The organism is Methanosphaera cuniculi, assembly GCF_003149675.1.
Lineage (GTDB): Archaea > Methanobacteriota > Methanobacteria > Methanobacteriales > Methanobacteriaceae > Methanosphaera > Methanosphaera cuniculi.
Window position 1 is genome coordinate 1 of sequence record NZ_LWMS01000018.1, and the last position, 19,692, is coordinate 19,692.

The window sequence follows — 19,692 nt, forward strand, 5'->3', positions numbered from 1 at the left end:
ATTTAATTTAACATGCTTTTCCATTTTTAAAGATTGTTTAATCAAAATTAGTCTTATATACCCTATTTTAGTATACTTTCTAATTAACTATTCAGATCATGTTTAGTTTAATTAAAATTTTAATTATTTTTTTTGGAGGAAAATGATTTTTTATGAATAAGACAAGTAAGTTTTTATTTCTTGGATTAACTTTACTTATTCTATTCATATCAGTAGGAAACATAAGTGCAACAGATAATACTGATACAACCACTACAATGTCAGATAATATTGAACAAGATATTCATAATGATATGGCAGATGAAAAATCAGTAGTAAAAACTACAGTTACTACTAAAAAAGTAAATTCAGAAAATAAAAACATAACAAAAAAGACAATTAAGACAGACAAACAACCTATAAAAAAATCAGTTCATCTTATAGGAACTGCGAATGATTATAAATCTTTAAAAACATCATGGGATGACGCTCAAAGTTCTAATGATACAACATTATATACAATTAATGTTAAAAATGGACGATACAATTTTGAAGAAGAACTAACATCAAATAACATTTCAACTGCTAAAACTATTATATTTAATGGTGAAAGTAAAGATAAAACAATATTTGATGGACAAGGAAAAACAAGATTCTTCAATTTAAACAATACAAATCAAGTAATACAATTTAATAACATAACATTTATAAATGGATTTAATAATAGTGAAGGTGGAGCTATACTAGCTAATAGTACACTTAAATTAAATAACACTGTATTTATTAATAATAAAGTTAGTGGTGGTAATTTATCTAGTATGGGTGGAGCTTTAGTTAGCTATCATGACCTTAGTGTTTATGATTCTTATTTCATAAATAATAGTGCTGATTCTATTTGTAATTATACATATGGTGGTGCTATTGTTACAGATAATAATACTTTAATTTATAATTGTAGTTTTATAAACAATTCAGTAACTGATATTGAAGGTAAATTAGCTTATTCAGGTATTGGTGGAGCATTTTATTCAAATAGTAAACATAATGCTACAATTAACATATTTTTATGTGAATTTATAAACAACTCTGCAAATGCTACTGTAAAAAATACACAAAAACCTAGTGGTGGAGCTATATATTATAGTGGATATGATTCAATAAATATTACAAGTTGTGAGTTCATAGATAATAAAGCATATAACGGTGGAGCTATATTCTTTTATCAATATGGACTTAGTGGAACAGTTATTCAAAATCCAAGTGTTTTTGGTTGTGTATTTAAAAATAACACAGCAACCAATTATAAAAATGTTGGTCTAACAGGAATGGGTTCTTCACTAAACATTGGTGCTAATTATTATATTGACAATTCTAGTCCTTCTGATCTTTATTATCTAGTGAATGATAAAGAAAGTACATATACTTTTAATCAGAAAACAAATCAAATTACAATTGCAACTTTAATTAATAGTAATGACTATTATGGTCCACTTACCATGTTAGGACGAAACTATAATTTAACAATAATCTCATCAAGTAATCTTATTAATACAAATGATGCTAAATTAACACCTGAAAATGGTTATTTAAAAACATTTAATTTAAGCAATCTTCCAGCAAATCATGAAGACATAATATTATATGTTGAAGATATAGAAGTTGCAAAAATAGTATGGGATCATACAAATGTAGTATTTAACAATATTACTGCAAAACCTGGTGAAAATATCTTATTAAATGCAATATTTAAAACTTCAGATAATATTTTAATACCATCAGGTCGTGTAGCATTTAAAATAAATGATAATACAATAGGACATTCAAATATCCAATTTGGTACAGCAACACTTAACTATACAATACCATCTAATTACTCAGCTAAAGATTATAAACTAACCGTAGTATATGGTGGAAATAATGAATTTATTGAAGCTCGCATTAACCGAAATCTACATTTAAATAAACTAAACACAACAGTTGATGTAAAAACAAGTATTAATGGAAATACATTAAAAATAGATATAGATCCAAAAGATGAAAATAATAATACTATAAATTGTGGAAAAATTTGTGTAAAAATCGAGGGAAAAACACTACAAAACATAAAAATAAACGGAAAAACCACAGTTAACTTCACAATACCAAAAAGTTGGAATAATCGTGAAATAAAAGTTCTAGCAATATATGGAGAAAACAACAACCATAAACAAAGTAGAATGGAAATAACAACAAAACTAACAACAAAAACAGTTGTAAAAGATGTTAAAAAAGATGAAATAAATAATTATTATGTTTCAGATAAAACTGGATCAGACACAAACCAAGGAACACAAAACAGTCCATTTAAAACAATACAAAAAGCAATCAGCACAGTAAATACAAACAAACAAAATGCAAATATCTATCTTGATGGTCAATTTAAAGGATTTGGAAATACTAATCTTACAGTACCAGGAGATCTACATATCAACTTTATAGGAGTTGGAAATTCAAGTATTGATGGAGAAGTAAACTATACAATAAAAGAGAACTTAAGCGATAATGAATACTATTGGGGTTCAACACCTATATGGTATCCATACAATAATGGTACAGGAAACTGGGCTATGAACATAACACGTGGAAATGGTCTTATAACAATATCTAACTTCACAATTAAAAACTGTTGGAATCCAGGACCAAGTAGTAATGATTATAAAACATCAACAGTAGATAACTATGGAAACTTGGCAGTTAATAATGTAAGTTTTATTTTTAATCATGGTGGTGTAGGTGCAAGTATACGTAATAATAATGGATCAAACCTTAATGTTACAAACAGTCTTTTTGAAGCAAACCGTAAATCATCAAGTACAGGAAACTATGGAGCAGGAATATATAACAATGGAACTGCTATTATTATAAATTCAACTTTCCAGAAAAACTATGCACGTTGGGGAACAATAACAAATGATAAAAACCTAACAATAATCAACTCAACAATACGAGATAACATAGCATATGATGGAGGAAGTACATTTAAAACCGGAAGTGGAATAACAATAAATACAGGATCTACCACATATGGAGAAGATACAAGAATATCAAATATTGTAACTCAAATTGATGGATGTATATTTATAAACAATGATCAACTTGATATTTACTCAGATGAAGGATCTACAAATATAACAAATAATATATTTAACAAATCAACAGGAGTAGTAATGAATAAAGGAAGTGAAGATATAACTATTAATATTAAAAATAATACCTTTAATTCACCTATTGGTTCAACATTATATACAAGTCTTTCAAGTAAAGATCAACTTTTAATAACATTAAAACTACGAGCACCATACCATTATGTAATTGATTCAAACCAAGTATTTAATATGGGTGGAACTTCATCAACTGCATTAGAACTAAAATCAAACAATGCAATTATAACAAATAATACATTCACACGGATGATACTAATAGATGGTGAAAAAAATACAATAAAATCAAATAATATTACAACAACAAAAGATCAATATACAATAAATTTAAAAAATAGTCCTAATAACAATATCTATGATAATTATCTTAAAGCATCAAAACTTGTAGGAGATTCATCAGTATCATACACATCAATTACAAACAAACTTGAAAATAACACACCAGTAGTTAAAGAATTACTAGTTGATGATGAAATTTTCTATAAATACTTTGATGATGATGGAAATTTACTAAGTAACTATAAAGAAGTTGAACAAATACGAGTTGTAGGAGAACTTAATAATAAAAACATCAATATTAACAATAATTTATCCATATTCCAAGAAGGAAAATTCACATCACATAATATAACAATAACAGTAGATAAACAAGTAGAAATAAGTTTACTTACAATTATAAATACAAACAAAAATCCTGTAATAATACTAAATGGAAATAATAACACTATTAAAACTACAACACTGACAACAAATAATAATAATAATACAATTATTGTTAATGGAGAAAATAATATAATTGAAAATAACACATTAATTACAGATATTCTTGTAGGTGATGAATCAGTAAAAACTACAAAAACAAACACAGTTGATAAAAATATACCAACATACAAAAACCATATATTATCTGAAGAAAATTTCAACACCTACTTTAACACTAATGGAACAATAAAAGATCTGAATATTAATGAAGTTCACTTCCTAATTAATGGAACAATTGTAAATAAGAACATAATTCTTAATAATGATAAAAATATTATTATAACAAAATTCATAGATTCAGAATTTTTAAATACAACAATTCAAACACTTGGCAATACAAAATTAAACATAACAGGTATAGTAATTAAAAATACTGATAAAGTTGCATTTGAACTTGAATCAAAAGAAAATAATATAACATACACAAATATTACAACAAATACAAATGCTATAAACATAAAAAATCCAGAATCAAAAATAACTATTAGTTTCTGTAATATAGTAACAAAAGCAAATAAAACAATAAATACAATAAATATTCAAAATGTATCTGAAATTGAGATAAATAATACAAATATAATAACACAAGCACCAGGTGAAAGTGTAAGTATAAATGCTCAAAATATATTAACATCATTACAATTTAATAGAAATACTATTGAATTTAATGTAAATAATTCAAATGCAATAAAAGTTAAAAATGGAATTGTTAACAGTATCAGATATAATATAATAAATTTAAATGGAGAAAATAATACTGCAATTAATACTAACAATGTTACAGCAGGAGTCTATAATGTTATTATATATAATAATACAATATCCTCAGATTATATGAATTCATATGCAATAGTTGTTGAAAATTTAAGAAAAATTGAGCTAGCAGAAAATAGAATTTATTTAAATAATAAAAATTCAATAGCAATAATTCTAAATTCAACATACAATTCAGAAATTAATTCAAATACAATAAAACTTAATGCATCTGAAAATACTGGAATTTTAATAAATAATTCAGGTAATTCAAATATTAAATACAATGAACTCGAATCTATAATAAATACAAATTCTAATTTCACAATACTACTATTAAATAATGCAACAAACTCAAAAATAACATATAATAATATAACAACAACCGGAGATTATGCAATAATTATAGATAAACAATCAAATAATAATTGGATTGAGAAAAATATTCTACTTACAAATAAAAATCTTGGAAACAATGCTGTATTAAATTTAAATTTATACTACAATAAAGTATCATCTAATAAACCAGGTAAAGTAACATACTTCTATCTTAATGAAAAAACATACACAGACTTCTTTGATGAAAATGGAAATCTTAAAGATATAATACCATCTAACATAACAATACTTACAACAGGAAATCTATATAACAAAATATTAACAATAAACAAACCAATAAACCTAGTAGGAGATGGAGTAATCTTTACAAATACAACAATAATATTAAATGCAGAAAATATTAATATATCAGGAATAGAAGTTAAAGATAATGTACAATTACAAATTAACTCAAACAACTGTAATATTAATCTATCCAACATAGATGCAAAAGTAAACAAACCTGTTCTAGTTGTAAATGGAAATAATAATTCAATTAAAATAAATAAAATTGAAGTTCAATACACCGGAGAGATAAACAAAAATACAACAATAATTGAAATATCAGGAAATAAAAATAACTTAAATTTATCTGATATATCAACTCAAAACTATAATGAAGTAACAACATTATTACTTAACAATTCAAATAATTCAAATATAAGCATGTCCTCAATGAAGACAAATGATAAAAAATTCACAGCAATAATACTTAATAACTCAAATAATAACTTAGTATATGTAAATCAAATAAATTTAAATGCACAAGAAAATGAAGGAATTATACTTACAAATTCATCATATAACAAAATAACAGGAAAAATACTCCAAGATAAACCAGTAACATCAATCCTTAAACTTGAAAATAATTCAAATTATAACAAAATAGAAAGATTATCAATAATAAAAAGTAATTTAACAACAACACCAATATACATCATAGAATCACACTATAACGTAATAATGGGTGGAATATATAAACTATCAAATCTAATAGGATATGGAATAAATATAACTGAAAGTGTAGGAAACAATGTAAGTTATAACTCAATTTCAACAGCAAATCTTGAAGGAAATGATTGTATCATCCAAGAAAACAAAAATAACACACTAAATAACATAATACGATACAACACAAAATTCGTCAATGCACTAGGATATGGAACTTCAACTACTTTAAACATAACAGCACCAACAACAGCAAAAATATATGAAACAATAATAATTAATGCAACAGCACAATACAAAAAAGGAGCAAAATACTTCCAAGCAGAAGGACTTGTAATATTCAAAGTAAATGGAGAAGAAATAGCAACAATAGATCTAGTAAATGGATCTGCACAAACAAACTACACTATAACATCAACAGATAAATTATTCATAGAAGCAATATTTGCAGATCCAACACTTAAATATAGAATATCATTTAATAACCAAACATTAACAGTAGAAAAACTTGATGCAACCATAATTCTTCCAAATGTAATAAGCAATACTTCAAAAACTAATTTAACAGCAATAGTACTTGATGAAAAAGGAAATATTATCACAAGTGGAAAAGTTGCATTTAAACTTAATGGAGTAAGTTATGGAGTAACAAACATACAAAATGGAATAGCACAACTAACAGTTGATACATCAAAACTTACAGTTAAAAACTATACAATTACCACTGTATATGGTGGAAATGATGAAGTTGTAAAATCAACACAAAACGCAACATTAACAATAACCAAAAGAACATCAAACATAATAACACCAACAACCATTAAAAGAACAAATAATACTCAAATTACAATAAATTTAATAGATGAAAATGGAAATAAAATTAATTCAAATCAAAAAGTATGCATAAAATTCAATGGATGTACAATAACAAATACAAAAGCAGTAAATGGAACAGTGAAAGTAAATCTAGACTTAACAAAGTATAAAAACAAACAATACAATATGACTATAATATGTGGAGAAAATAGCCAATATAACATGAGTCAAATGATGAGTGTACTAAATATTGAATAATGAGAGAATTATTATATTCTCACACCTTTTTTTAACCACCCTTCTTATTTTTTTTATTATCATGTATTTTTTTTAATAAATTATATTAATAATATAAGTTTAATCTTATATTATCCAAGAGAAATATTATTTTATAAAAATATGTAATTTTTAGTTTTTCATGGGAAAAAATTAGAATTAGAATAAAGTGTTTTTTTCTCTTAGATTTTTTTTAAATGAAATTAAATAAATATGGAGATTTGAGATAAAATGAATATTCCAGAAATGCGTAAACAAAATTTACTTGTTAAAGATATGGATGAAATTAAACATTTCCTTGATGGTGCAACAACAATGAGACTTGCATTTAATGGAGAAGATGACTATCCTATTATATTACCACTTTCATATGGATATAGTGTAGATGGAGATAAACTTACATTCTATTTCCACGGAGGATTTAATGGAGTAAGATATGAATCATTACTTAAAGATAATCATGTATGTATAGAAACAGATTCATTTGAAAGATACCGACAAGCACCTCCAAGTGCAACAGCAGATTATATTAGTCTTGTAGGATTTGGTGATGCAGTTGAACTTAAAGATGATGAAAAAACAGATGGAATGCGTAAAATTCTAGAACACTGTGGATATGGATATATTGACATTGACCCTGACTTATTTAAAATAACATCTGTATTTAAAGTTGAACTTGAAGAATACACATGTAAGAAAAAAGAATAAAAAAAATATATCATAATTTAAAAAAAAGGAAGAAAAAGAAGAGTCTATCAGTGGGACTTAAAAAGTAAAAAAAAATTAGAATATATTTTTTTATTCTTTATTACTTTTTTTGAGAGATGGTCTCCTTTTTCTTTTAATATTATTAATACTTTGTACTTATTTTTATACTATTAATTAAAAAAAAATCTTGTTTTAAGAAAACTCGTTTAAATATCGAGTTCTTCATAGATAATTCCAAGTATTTTATCTTGTAGTTTTGTTCTGTTTAATGATGCATCTACTCTTTTCATTTGAGCAAATTCACTAAGTTTAAGATATTTTTCTCGTGTTATCTTTAGGAATTCTTCATATTCAAATGCTTCTGAAACATCATCTGCACAACGTTTTAGTGCTTCTTTTTCATTTATATCTAGAAGGATTGTTAAATCTGGTTTTGGCATATATTTATTTATTATTTCAATCCATTGTGTTGTTATCACATCATCATTTTGATATGCAATACTTGATAGATATGATCTGTCACTTATTATTATGTTTTCTGGATCATGTTTTACATCATCTATTAACTTTTTATGTGTTAGTCTATCTGCTGCAAATAGTAATGCATTAATTATTTGATGTACTTTTTCCACAGCTTCAGGATCTTTTAATCGTTCGCGTATTATTCGTCCTATATCAGAATCTGTTGGCTCTTCTACTATAGTTACATTATAGCCTTTATTTTCTAAATTTTCTTTTAATAATTGAATCTGAGTACTTTTTCCAGATCCATCAATTCCTTCGAGTACTATATACATAATTTAATCACTCACTAAAAAAATTTTGAGTTGTCTATTTTTCTCAAAAAACTATATTTTTAACTTAAATTTAGTTACAATTATAAGATTTAGTATTAAGTAAACTTAAAGATATATAGTAATTAATTAATAAAATTTAAAAAATAAAAAGAAAAAAAATTAATTTAATAAATTATTTCATGATTTAAAAAGAGGAGTGATTTTTATAAAAAATATTAACAATTGTAAAGTACTCTCACCTGTAGGATCACCTGACATTTTAGATGCATGTATATATAGTGGGGCTGATTATGTATATCTTGCAGCAAATAAATACAATGCTAGAGGTTTTGCTAGTAACTTTACATATGATGAAATAGAAGATGCAATAGATTTTTGTCATAAATACAATGTAAAATTATTTGTAACTGTAAATATTGCAATTCTTGAAAATGAAATTGTTGATGTAATAGATTATGTATATTATCTTTACTCACATGGTGTGGATGGTGTAATAGTATCAGATATTGGACTTGGTGATCTTATAAATAAGATAATGCCAAATTTTAGTTTACATGCATCAACACAGATGACAATTTATGATTATAGTTTCATAAAATGGTTAGCTGATAATGGATATAATAACGTTAACATATCACGTGAAGTACCAATAAGTAGAATACGACAAATAACAGATAAAAAAAGTCAGGAAAACTTGGATGTTAATATTGAAGCATTTGCACATGGAGCAATATGTTATTGTTATTCTGGACGATGTTTAATGTCATCAGTTATGGGAGGACGTAGTGGAAATCGGGGGTTATGTGCACAGCCTTGTCGAATGCGTTATGAAATGCTAAATCAGGATGAAATAAAAATTGCTGATAAAAATTACTTACTTAGTACAAAAGATCTATGTACATATAAAGATGTTAAAGATCTGATAGATTCAGGTATAAATACAATTAAAATAGAAGGTAGGATGAAATCACGTGAATATGTATCAGCTATAACATATGCATATCATCAAGCTGTACATGGACATTTTAATGATGATGATTTTTTACTTTTAAATCTTGCATTTAATCGTGGACTTACAAGTGGATATATCATGGAAAATCCATCAACAGATGTAGTAAGTAGAATCAGATCAGGAAGTCAAGGTTATGCAATAGGACGTGTAAGTAAAGTTGAAGGTAGAAAAATAACAATTAAATTCCTAAATAAAAGATATCCAACACGGATAATAAATGGAGATGGACTAAAATTTGAATATGAAAATCATACAACAGGAACATATGTATCAAAAATTATCAACCAAAACAGAAATAAAATAACAATACAACTAAATGAAAAAAAGAAAATATATGAAGATTCTCTCGTATTCATAACATATTCTAAATATCTTGAAGATATGACTAAAAAAATAATCAATGAAAAACATACAAACAAAATACCTCTTAACTTAAAACTCATAATATCAGATGATATGAATCTTAAAATAATATGTACATATGATAATAATAAAACATACACATACACACCAAAAGCACACTTCCAAGAAGCTTTAAATAAGCCTATAACACGTGAAATTATAAATAAGCAACTAAGAAAAACAGGAAATACAGACTTTAAAATTGAAAGTATTGAATATGAAAACTTCAAAGATAATCTCTTTATGCCAATAGGAGAACTTAATAGTATTAGACGTAATTTACTTAAAAATCTTGATGAAATTATACTAAAATCAGACATGCCAACAGATGAACAATTACAAGATGCTAAAGTAAAACTTGAGAAATTTAAACAACAACACTACATAAAAAACAATAAAATACAAGATTACAACCTGGAATTTATAGCACATGTTGATACAATTAAAAAAGTAGAAATTGCTTCAAACTATGATTATATAAAGGATATTTACTATGATATTAACATGATGAATAAAACTCATGATGAATACTTTAATGTAATATATGATGAGCTTAAAAATGTAAAAGAAATTATAAAAGATAAAAATCTTATATGGGTACTACCACCACTACTATTAGATCAAGATATAATAACTGTTCAAGAAATTATAGATAAATTACAAAATGAGAAGATAATAACAGCTGTTAGATGTGATAATATTGGTGTAGCATCACAACTTACTAATTGTCCTATTTATGGATATGATCTTAATATTTATAACAATTATACAATTGAAAAACTTATAAACACACCAAAATTTGAAAGATTAGGTATATCACATGAGCTTAGTTATGATGATATAAAAACTCTTAATGAATATGAAAAATGTCCTCTTGAATTTATGGTATTTGGAAACTTAGATTTAATGATAACAGAAGATAACTTTGAAAATATTATAGATGGTAATGAAGGTAATTATTACTATCTTCAAGATAAACGAAATCAGAAATTTAAAGTTAAACAAGATATTTATAATCATAGTCATATCTATGATTATCAAACACTAGATTTAATAAGTGAAATTGATAAGATTAGAAAAACAGCAATAAAATATCTTGAAATAGATCTGATGAATCATGATAATGTTAAAGAAATTCTAGATTATATTCAAGATTCACTTCATTATCTTAAATCTAAAAAACCAGTAGATAAAACATATCAGGGAAACTTCAAAAAAGGATTATATAAAAAGATGAACTAAAAAAAATTTAATCCTCCCCCATCCTACTTTTTTTTTAAAATATTTTTTTTAATGTAATAATAACATAATACTTTTTCTTATTTTTTAATTATTTTTTATTTTTTAATCTAGTTTTTAATGTAATAATAATTTAATACAAAAAAGATATATTTTATTTTTCAAAGACATTTTATTTGAAAAATTAGTTTAATACATTTTTTGATGTTTTAATGTTTTATACTATTTTTAATGTATTAATTATTTAATACATGAAATTATATTGAATTTTTTTATAAAAAATTACATCTTAAAATAGCTAATTACTATTTATTTTAGTGATTTAATAAGTTTTTAGCTGTTTTTTGATAGAACGTATTATAGTATAATTTATAATGTATTATTAATTAAAACTACATAACCTTTATATAGTACATATAATATATTCATAAGTATGTGAAGTGTATTATTATATTAATACTAAAAAAATTTACATGATACAATAATACCATAAAATATTAAATTAATTGTATTATTAAAATAATACATTAAACTTTATATACTAACAACAATATAATAAAAACAAGAAAATATGTGTATTAAAAAAAAATTACATTAATTTTCTTTTAAAATATAAAGTTAAAACCACATATAACAAAAAAAACCTAGAAGGAGACAATAAAAATGATATACATAACAAATGCATTTAGTCCAAAAATGCTAAATCCAAATGAAAAACAAATACTAAATATAAGAAAATCATCATACGATGAAATTCAAGAAGTAAAATATAATAATGAAACAATATCCACAATAGGACATCATAATATTGCAAAACATCTTGGCGTAAGATACAATACTATGCCAATTCAAGTTGAAAGAAATGATGTAATTTATGTTGTACAATGTGACCCAACAATAAATCAATATACTTATCGTAAAATAACAATAAACTAAAAAAAAAGTTAGAGGATAAAAAGATTTTCTATGTTAAAATGTAAACAAACCAGAAAAGTTCAAAATAATGGAAGTAAAAATAGTGGAGTAAGAATTAATGTTCCTGAACAAATTGCATCATTAATGGAGCTTAAACCAAAAGATCTGGTTGATCTTGAATTACAAGTTGAATCAGTTGATGATGTAAGATTAGTCATAACAAAACATGAAAAATAAGAGTTGTTCTAAAATGATATATATTACAACCAGCTTCCCGATAAGTATACTAACAAATACAACACATAAACTTGAAGCTCAAAAAGTTAAAAAAAGAGAAATTGAAGAATTACAAAAAAGAAGTTTATTTGGTGATAAACAGATAGTTTATGCTGTTAACTCACAAGAGTTAACAGAAGAACTACAATCAGAAGATAAAATTCTACTTAAAGATATAAAACTTCAAAGAGGTGATATATTATACACAATTACATCAGATCATGGAAGACATGAAACATCATATCATGAAAAAAACAGATATAGATATGAAAAATTTAAGGTAATATACTAAAAAAAATATAATATTATATAAGCTTAAAAAAATTAGAAAAAAATGGAAGTAAAATTCATGCCAACTCTAAAAAAGTTAGATCCAAAACTAAAAGAAGAACTAGAAGAAAAACTAAGAAAAACGACAGATTTCCTCCGATTAAATATGTCTGTCTATGAATATAAAAATTACATTCTAGGATTATTATTCTACAAGTACTTATCAGAAAAACAAGAAGATCTCTTAGATAATATGACTGTAGATGATGGAAGAACATTAAAAGAAGCATTTAGTACTTCACTAATAAATAAGGAATTAATTCATTTAATAAGAACTCAAATTGGATACTATATAGAACCACGTTTTCTTTTAAGTGAAATAGCTAAAAATACAGAAGTTGATTCTTATATCACTACACTTGATATTGCATTTAATAATGTGATAAATTCCAGTATTGATAGGGATGATTTTGAAAATATCTTTAATGATATAAAGTTAGATTCTACGAAACTTGGTAAAACAAGAAAATCTCAAAATAAAACAATTGAAATTTTAATTAAAGAAATTTCACAAGTAAATCTACCTCTAGATGCTTTTGGAGAAACTTTTGATTACTTACTTGACCAGTTTGCAAGAATCATAGGAAGAAGAGCAGGACATGTTACAACACCACCTGAATTATCTACATTAATGGCAAAACTTGTAACTGTAGATAAAAAAGAAGATGTATCTGCATATGATCCTGCATGTGGTGTAGGTTCATCACTAATAGATATTGCAAAAGAAACTACCGTTACAAGATTACAGGGAAATGATTTAAATCCATCTGCATATAATCATGCACGAATGAATATGATTGTAAATAATATTTCATTTGAAGTATTTGACATAAAACAAAAAGATTCATTAGAATTTATGGAAGAAATACCTAATATGCCAGATACACACTTTGTAACATATAAACGATTAAATGAAAATTATATAATTGAAAAATTTGACATAGCAGTATCACAACCACCATTTGGATTAAGATGGAATGGAGATGAAAGATACTTAGATGATGTAAGATTTAAAAAATATGGAGCTATTGCACCAAAAGGTAGAGCAGATTATGCATTTATCCAAGATATGTTATATCACATAAAAGATGATGGAGTAATGGCAGTTATACTACAAACTGGAGTATTATCACGAGGATTATCAGAAAAAACAATAAGAAAATATCTTCTTGAAAATAACTATATTGATGCAATAATAAGACTTCCAAAAAATATGTTCTATGCTACTGCAATTCCAACAATTATCATGATACTTAAGAAAAATAGAACAGATGATGATATACTCTTTATTGATGCATCAGATGAATATGCAAAAACCAGAAGACAAAATAAGCTACGAGATAAGGATATTGAAAAAATAGTAGAAACCTATAAAAATCGTGAAGAAATAGAAAGATATTCACATAAAGCAACAATAGATGAAATTAAAGAAAATCAGTACAATTTACATGTACCAAGATATGTGAATACATTTGAAAAGATAGAACCTGTAGATATGAATAAAGTATTCCAGGAAGATACTAAAATAACATTAGAACTTGAAGATATTAACCAGAAAATAGAAGATCAATGTAAGAAGATGAATATTGATTTTAAATAAAAGGGGAGGAGATGAACTTTGAATCAGAAAGTAAAATTGGCTGAAATTTTTGAAATAAAAAGTGGATATCACTTAGCACGAAGAATGGATGATCTTGAAAAGGGTGATAATGAACAAATAGTTAAAGTTTTATCAAATAAGGGCTTTCATATAGATGATGAACTTGAGATAAATGAAGAATCAATAAATGTAAAATCTATTAGTGAGGAAAACTTTACTCATGAAAATGATATTATATTAACTACTATAGTTCCTGTAAAATCAAGATTTATTACAAAAGAAGATGAAGGAATTCTTATACCTACAAGTTTTATGGTATTAAGAGTAAAAGATAAGACAAAATATGATCCTGAATTCATATCATACCTACTAAATTATAATGATATTCAACAACAACTACTATTATATTCAGGTGATTCTACAATTCCAAGATTAACAAAGAAAAATCTTCATGAAGTAAAATTCACACTTCCTGATATAGAAACTCAAAAAAAGTATGCTTCTTTAATTAGAATGATTAATAAGAGAATTCAGATAAAAGAAAAAAGTATTGAAAATGATAAACAATTAACTACAGGATTACTTGAAAAAGCATTAGGAATATAGGAAAAAGATGAGCTATCTTTCCCTCCCTTAAAAAAAAGGCTTCCATTTTTTTTATTTATATTTTTAACCACCAAAAATCTTATTTTTTATTTTTATATAAAATTTTTAACTAATTTTTTTTATACTATTCCAAACATTCTTAGTCCTATATATGCTACTAGTACTATTTGGAATGCTTTTAGTATTTTTGGATTTACATGTTTTGATAGATTTGCTGCATATTTTGCAACAATTACACTAGCAAATGCTATTATAACAAATTGTAGTATGTTTACATAACCTATTGAGTATGGAGGTAGGTTTGTAACTGTTTGTCCTAATATAATATATGAGATTATTCCTCCAATACTTGTTGCTATGATTGTTGCTGATGATGTTCCTATTGCTTTTCTGGTTGAATATTTTAGTAATATTGTAAGTGATGGTATCATAATAATTCCACCACCTACACCAAGTAATCCTGAAAGTATTCCTGCTATAAATCCTAAGATTGAATGTGCTAATTTACTCCTGTTTATATTATCATCATTTTCTGGATTTTTTATGACAATCATACTTACTACTGATCCCATACACATTATTCCAAATAGTATTTCTAGTATTTCTACATGTAAGTGAGTTGATAGAAATGCTCCTATGATTGATCCTATTACTCCAAAGATCATTAGTTGTTTTAGTCCTGTTTTTTCAACGTTTCCATTTTTATAGTGCTGATAGGTTCCACTTATCATTGTTATGAATATTACAGCTAGACTTGTTGCAAATGCCATTGGTAGAGCTAGTTGTGGATCTACGCCATTAAGTTTAAGGAGTTCAAATTGTATAGGAGAAAGTATTACACCTCCTCCTACACCAAGTAGTCCTGCTAGAAATCCTCCTATACATCCCCCACCTAGAAGTAATATTATGTATGTTATCATATCCATATTTTTTATACTCCTTTAATTTAATTATGATAATTATGTAAAAATAAGAAAAAAAAGTATTATATTTTCCCTATTAAAGATAAATTTTAATTATTTTCTATGTATATATTATATTATACTATTTTGTAAAAATAAAATTTTACATCCAAAAGGGAAAATTATTTTTAATTTATTTATAAATAAAAAAAAGAGCGATAAAAGGTAGGTGTTTTAAAATATTTGATATAGAAAATATAAAAGGTGTTGGACCTAAAATTGTTGATAAGATTATTACAACATATGGAAGTTATGATAAATTCCTAAATAAAATCCAGAATTATGAGATTGATGAACTTATGAATATAGCAGGTCTTAGTCAAAAGAAGGCTTTAGATATTATTCATTATATTCATGGAACATCAAATGACTATATTAAAACACCACAAGCTGAGGATATTTATCTAGATATTATAGATCGTATTAATGAATTTAGTACAACAGAGTATGCTAAAAATCGTATAAAACTCTTAAGACCAACAAATAACTATGATGAAATACAACAGATGAACAATCTAATTGAAGATACATTAGATGAAATTAAAGACTTAGACCTTGATTATATTCATGATTTATATAAGATGATAAAACCTCTTAGTGATGAGATTACACCAAGATTTGATGATAGTTTTGCTATTGTATGTGAAGAATATGATGATTATCTTAATATGCTTCATAAAAACTATAACAAGTATACAAATATTTTTCCAATAGAAGATCAGCCAAATCTTGATGGATATGATTATATTTTATATGTTTATAACGAATATAACATAGAACCACCAGAATCACCAAACATTATAAGTATAAAAAATACAGCAGATGAATATGAAATACTACCTGATATAATACTTCAATATTACACTAAAAATCGTAAAACTCTTGAAAATGTATATAAACTAAGAACATATCTAAATAAGAAATCAAATATAAAAGATGTTCTTGAAGTACTTGATATTATAGATTCATTTACACAAAAAGATGTACCAATAGAACAAATTGTAGATGAAGTAAAACAACGTGCAGATGATAAGATAAATGAACAAATACAACAAATAGCACTAAAAGGTGATGAAATACTACAACTACTCGGATCATCTGATGAACTACCACCAAAGATTGTAGAAATATATAACACAATACTAAATGATGCACAAGTTGAATTATCAGAAAAAACAGGAATACTATTTGATCCATTCATAATACAATATCCAATAAAAATAGATGAAGAAGAAATAGAAAGAGTAAAACAAAACACAATAGCAAACAAACAAATCAGACAATATGAAGAAAAAATACGAGCATGCCAACAACTACAACAATATAAACAAGTAATACAACAAGAAACACAAGAGATAATACATTATAACTTTAACTTTGCACTTGCATGTTTCTTTTTATATTATAATCTAACAATACCAACAATAGCAGATGAATACATACTTGATGATGCACTACATATTAGATTACAACAAGAACTAAATGATGGAAGTATAATGCAAAAAGTAACATACAACCTATCAAATGATGAAAATATCATACTTCTAACTGGTGCTAATAGTGGAGGAAAAACAACACTACTTGAAATGATAGCACAAATAAATATTATGACACACATGGGAATTGGAGTATGTGCTAAAAATGCAGTAATACCAAAAACAGATGAAATATACTACTTCACAAAACAACAATCACTTAATGCTGGAGCTTTTGAAACATTTCTAAGATCATTCATACCAGCAGCAGTAGGAGATAAAAAGAAACTAGTACTAATAGATGAACTTGAATCAATAACAGAACTTGAAGCTGCAATAAAAATAATCATAGGATTCATCGAACTAATACAAAATAAAAATAACTATGCAATAATTGTAACACACATGGCACCAGAAATACTAAAACAAACACAAAACATAAACATAAGAGTCGATGGAATAGAAGCACAAGGACTAGATGAAAACTACAACCTAATAGTAGATCGAAATCCAAAAATAAATTACCTAGCAAAAAGTACACCAGAATTAATACTTAAACGAATATATCAAAAATCTGATGAACCTGAAAAAAGTATATATAAAGAAATACTAGATAAATTCTAAGAAAAAAAAGATAAGTATTTAATAATAATTTTTCTTCTCCCCACTTTTTTTTAATAAAAACAATTTTTTTTTTAATCACTAATTTATTTTGAAAGAAGATTATTTTTTTGATTATAATTATAAAAAAAATATTGCCTGTTTACTAACTCTCCAGATCACAGGTAGATTACCAACATTCCTCCCCGAGCAACCCTCGTACCAGGCAATCATAAATTAATACTACAAGGTTCATTACAAACTAAGACATAATAGATCTATGTCAAAAAGTATTAACACCACAAAATAGATTGTGGATATGATAATATATAGCTATACTACAATCTTATTATTATACTTTTACATAAATAAACAAAAAAACAACAAAAAACCATAAAAATGATAAAAAATACAAAAATAACAGACATAAAAACATGAAAAATAAATGAACAAAAACACAATAAAAAACAAAAAATACTAAACAAACTACTAATCACAACAACCCGAATGAATATCTAAACAATAAAAATACTAAAAACAAATACTACATATATATCAAACTATAATAAAAATAAAAAAATAAGATACATACATATTAAAATAACAAAAATAACTAAAATAAAACAATAAAAAACTAAAAACCATTAAAATAATAAAACATAAAAACAAGAATAAAATACAAACTACCGCAAAAAAACTAGCAGATACAAAAAAAAGTAAATCACATCACATAAAAAAAAACCTGAAGAATATCATCATATCAAAAAAATAAAATTAAAACAATAAAATACAAACTACTCCAAAAAAAAAACCTAATATCCATCATACAAAAAATAAGTAACATCAAAAAAAAAATACTAAAGTATGTTAAAAATAAAACAAACCAAAAAAAGATTAATAAAAAATACTACAAAAAAAAGTAAAATCATAAAATAAAAAATTAATTAAAAAAAAATAGTAAAAAAAAAAGAAATATATTATTGATAAATGCCGTGGGCCGGACTTGAACCAGCGACATCCAGATCTTCAGTCTGGCGTTCTCCCAACTGAACTACCACGGCTACATAAAAATTTTTAAATCATAAAAAAATAATTTCTGATAAAAAAGTTTTTAAAAATAAATTATTAAGAGGCTGGCAACTTTCTAACCTTCCCATAAGCTTACCACTTATAGTACCAATTAAAACGTAGGTAGACTTTATTACTGAGATCGAGACGAGATCAGATGTGACCCTACCGCTATGGTCGCCATACCAGTACTTAATATTATATATATTAATAGCTATATATAAAGCTTTCGATCATGTATATCCAGATTATAAAACTAGCATAATCCAAATTACTGAATACACCTAACTAGAATAAAAGAAAACTAGCCTTATAAATCCATATTATATTTCCTATAAATAAATATGTAAGTAAGAATTTCATATAATTAAAAGGTACAAACTCAAGTTCTAAAAACATAATTTGAACTCTTAAATAGTATAAAACTATAAGTTAAATTCTCTTAATCTCTGAAATTGTGAGTAAATTTCGGGTGTTGGAAACCGCAGACTTAACAACTCGAATACGAAGAATCTCGAAGCTTACATCCCAGTCCCATCAAACGGATCTTCTATCCATACCCTAAAAAAGCTGCTTATTTTTACGGAATA

General features: G+C 25.2%; 11 protein-coding genes, 1 tRNA gene and 2 rRNA genes. 9 read left to right on the forward strand and 5 right to left on the reverse strand.

Annotated features, from left to right (window positions below; translation table 11 throughout):
- Positions 1 to 152 precede the first annotated feature (152 nt).
- Together MSCUN_RS03285 and MSCUN_RS03290 are read left to right on the forward strand one after the other, a co-directional pair.
- Positions 153 to 7,094 carry a hypothetical protein gene (locus MSCUN_RS03285; protein ID WP_095608594.1) on the forward strand — a complete coding sequence of 2,314 codons (6,942 nt, stop codon included), beginning with the start codon at positions 153 to 155 and terminating at the stop codon, positions 7,092 to 7,094.
- 249 nt (positions 7,095 to 7,343) lie between these two features.
- The gene (locus MSCUN_RS03290; protein WP_095608595.1) at positions 7,344 to 7,820 is read left to right on the forward strand and encodes a pyridoxamine 5'-phosphate oxidase family protein; all 477 of its coding nucleotides are present in this window, start codon (positions 7,344 to 7,346) and stop codon (positions 7,818 to 7,820) included.
- 206 nt (positions 7,821 to 8,026) lie between these two features.
- Here the strand turns inward: MSCUN_RS03290 and tmk are convergent, their stop codons facing one another.
- Positions 8,027 to 8,617, reverse strand: a complete 591-nt coding sequence (gene tmk / locus MSCUN_RS03295; protein ID WP_095608596.1) for a dTMP kinase — start codon at positions 8,615 to 8,617, stop codon at positions 8,027 to 8,029.
- A gap of 196 nt (positions 8,618 to 8,813) precedes the next feature.
- Here tmk and MSCUN_RS03300 point away from each other — a divergent pair, with 196 nt between their 5' ends.
- The 6 genes from MSCUN_RS03300 to MSCUN_RS03325 all read left to right on the forward strand — a co-directional run bounded on the left by MSCUN_RS03300 (position 8,814) and on the right by MSCUN_RS03325 (position 14,997).
- Positions 8,814 to 11,273 (forward strand): U32 family peptidase, encoded by a 2,460-nt coding sequence (locus MSCUN_RS03300; RefSeq protein WP_095608597.1) that lies wholly within the window; start codon positions 8,814 to 8,816, stop codon positions 11,271 to 11,273.
- A gap of 660 nt (positions 11,274 to 11,933) precedes the next feature.
- Positions 11,934 to 12,206, forward strand: a complete 273-nt coding sequence (locus tag MSCUN_RS03305; protein WP_095608598.1) for a DUF1874 domain-containing protein — start codon at positions 11,934 to 11,936, stop codon at positions 12,204 to 12,206.
- 30 nt (positions 12,207 to 12,236) lie between these two features.
- Positions 12,237 to 12,422: a hypothetical protein gene (locus tag MSCUN_RS03310; RefSeq protein ID WP_095608599.1), complete on the forward strand. Its 186-nt coding sequence runs from the start codon at positions 12,237 to 12,239 to the stop codon at positions 12,420 to 12,422.
- A 13-nt stretch (positions 12,423 to 12,435) separates the two neighbouring features.
- Positions 12,436 to 12,753, forward strand: a complete 318-nt coding sequence (locus tag MSCUN_RS03315; protein WP_095608600.1) for a hypothetical protein — start codon at positions 12,436 to 12,438, stop codon at positions 12,751 to 12,753.
- Between the two features lie 57 nt (positions 12,754 to 12,810).
- Positions 12,811 to 14,391, forward strand: coding sequence for a type I restriction-modification system subunit M (locus MSCUN_RS03320; RefSeq protein WP_170104021.1), 1,581 nt, complete (start codon positions 12,811 to 12,813; stop codon positions 14,389 to 14,391).
- 18 nt (positions 14,392 to 14,409) lie between these two features.
- Positions 14,410 to 14,997, forward strand: coding sequence for a restriction endonuclease subunit S (locus MSCUN_RS03325; RefSeq protein WP_095608602.1), 588 nt, complete (start codon positions 14,410 to 14,412; stop codon positions 14,995 to 14,997).
- A 119-nt stretch (positions 14,998 to 15,116) separates the two neighbouring features.
- On the opposite strand, the gene MSCUN_RS03330 is transcribed toward MSCUN_RS03325, so the two are convergent.
- Positions 15,117 to 15,923 (reverse strand): sulfite exporter TauE/SafE family protein, encoded by an 807-nt coding sequence (locus tag MSCUN_RS03330; protein WP_095608603.1) that lies wholly within the window; start codon positions 15,921 to 15,923, stop codon positions 15,117 to 15,119.
- 233 nt (positions 15,924 to 16,156) lie between these two features.
- Here MSCUN_RS03330 and MSCUN_RS03335 point away from each other — a divergent pair, with 233 nt between their 5' ends.
- Complete coding sequence (locus tag MSCUN_RS03335) at positions 16,157 to 18,058, forward strand: MutS-related protein (protein ID WP_275542264.1); 1,902 nt, start codon at positions 16,157 to 16,159, stop codon at positions 18,056 to 18,058.
- Positions 18,059 to 19,022: 964 nt separating this feature from the next.
- On the opposite strand, the gene MSCUN_RS03340 is transcribed toward MSCUN_RS03335, so the two are convergent.
- The 3 genes from MSCUN_RS03340 to MSCUN_RS08385 form a co-directional block, all read right to left on the reverse strand.
- A tRNA-Phe gene (locus MSCUN_RS03340) sits at positions 19,023 to 19,095 on the reverse strand.
- 70 nt (positions 19,096 to 19,165) lie between these two features.
- Positions 19,166 to 19,287: ribosomal RNA gene (gene rrf, locus MSCUN_RS03345) — 5S ribosomal RNA — on the reverse strand.
- Positions 19,288 to 19,558: 271 nt separating this feature from the next.
- Positions 19,559 to 19,692 (reverse strand): 23S ribosomal RNA (locus MSCUN_RS08385); the annotation flags it as partial.

Coding starts and splice junctions, on each gene's coding strand:
- MSCUN_RS03285 (WP_095608594.1), top strand. CDS start 153: ATGAATAAGACAAGTAAGTTTTTATTTCTTGGATTAACTTTACTTATT.
- MSCUN_RS03290 (WP_095608595.1), top strand. CDS start 7,344: ATGAATATTCCAGAAATGCGTAAACAAAATTTACTTGTTAAAGATATG.
- tmk (WP_095608596.1), bottom strand. CDS start 8,617: ATGTATATAGTACTCGAAGGAATTGATGGATCTGGAAAAAGTACTCAG.
- MSCUN_RS03305 (WP_095608598.1), top strand. CDS start 11,934: ATGATATACATAACAAATGCATTTAGTCCAAAAATGCTAAATCCAAAT.
- MSCUN_RS03310 (WP_095608599.1), top strand. CDS start 12,237: ATGTTAAAATGTAAACAAACCAGAAAAGTTCAAAATAATGGAAGTAAA.
- MSCUN_RS03315 (WP_095608600.1), top strand. CDS start 12,436: ATGATATATATTACAACCAGCTTCCCGATAAGTATACTAACAAATACA.
- MSCUN_RS03320 (WP_170104021.1), top strand. CDS start 12,811: ATGCCAACTCTAAAAAAGTTAGATCCAAAACTAAAAGAAGAACTAGAA.
- MSCUN_RS03330 (WP_095608603.1), bottom strand. CDS start 15,923: ATGGATATGATAACATACATAATATTACTTCTAGGTGGGGGATGTATA.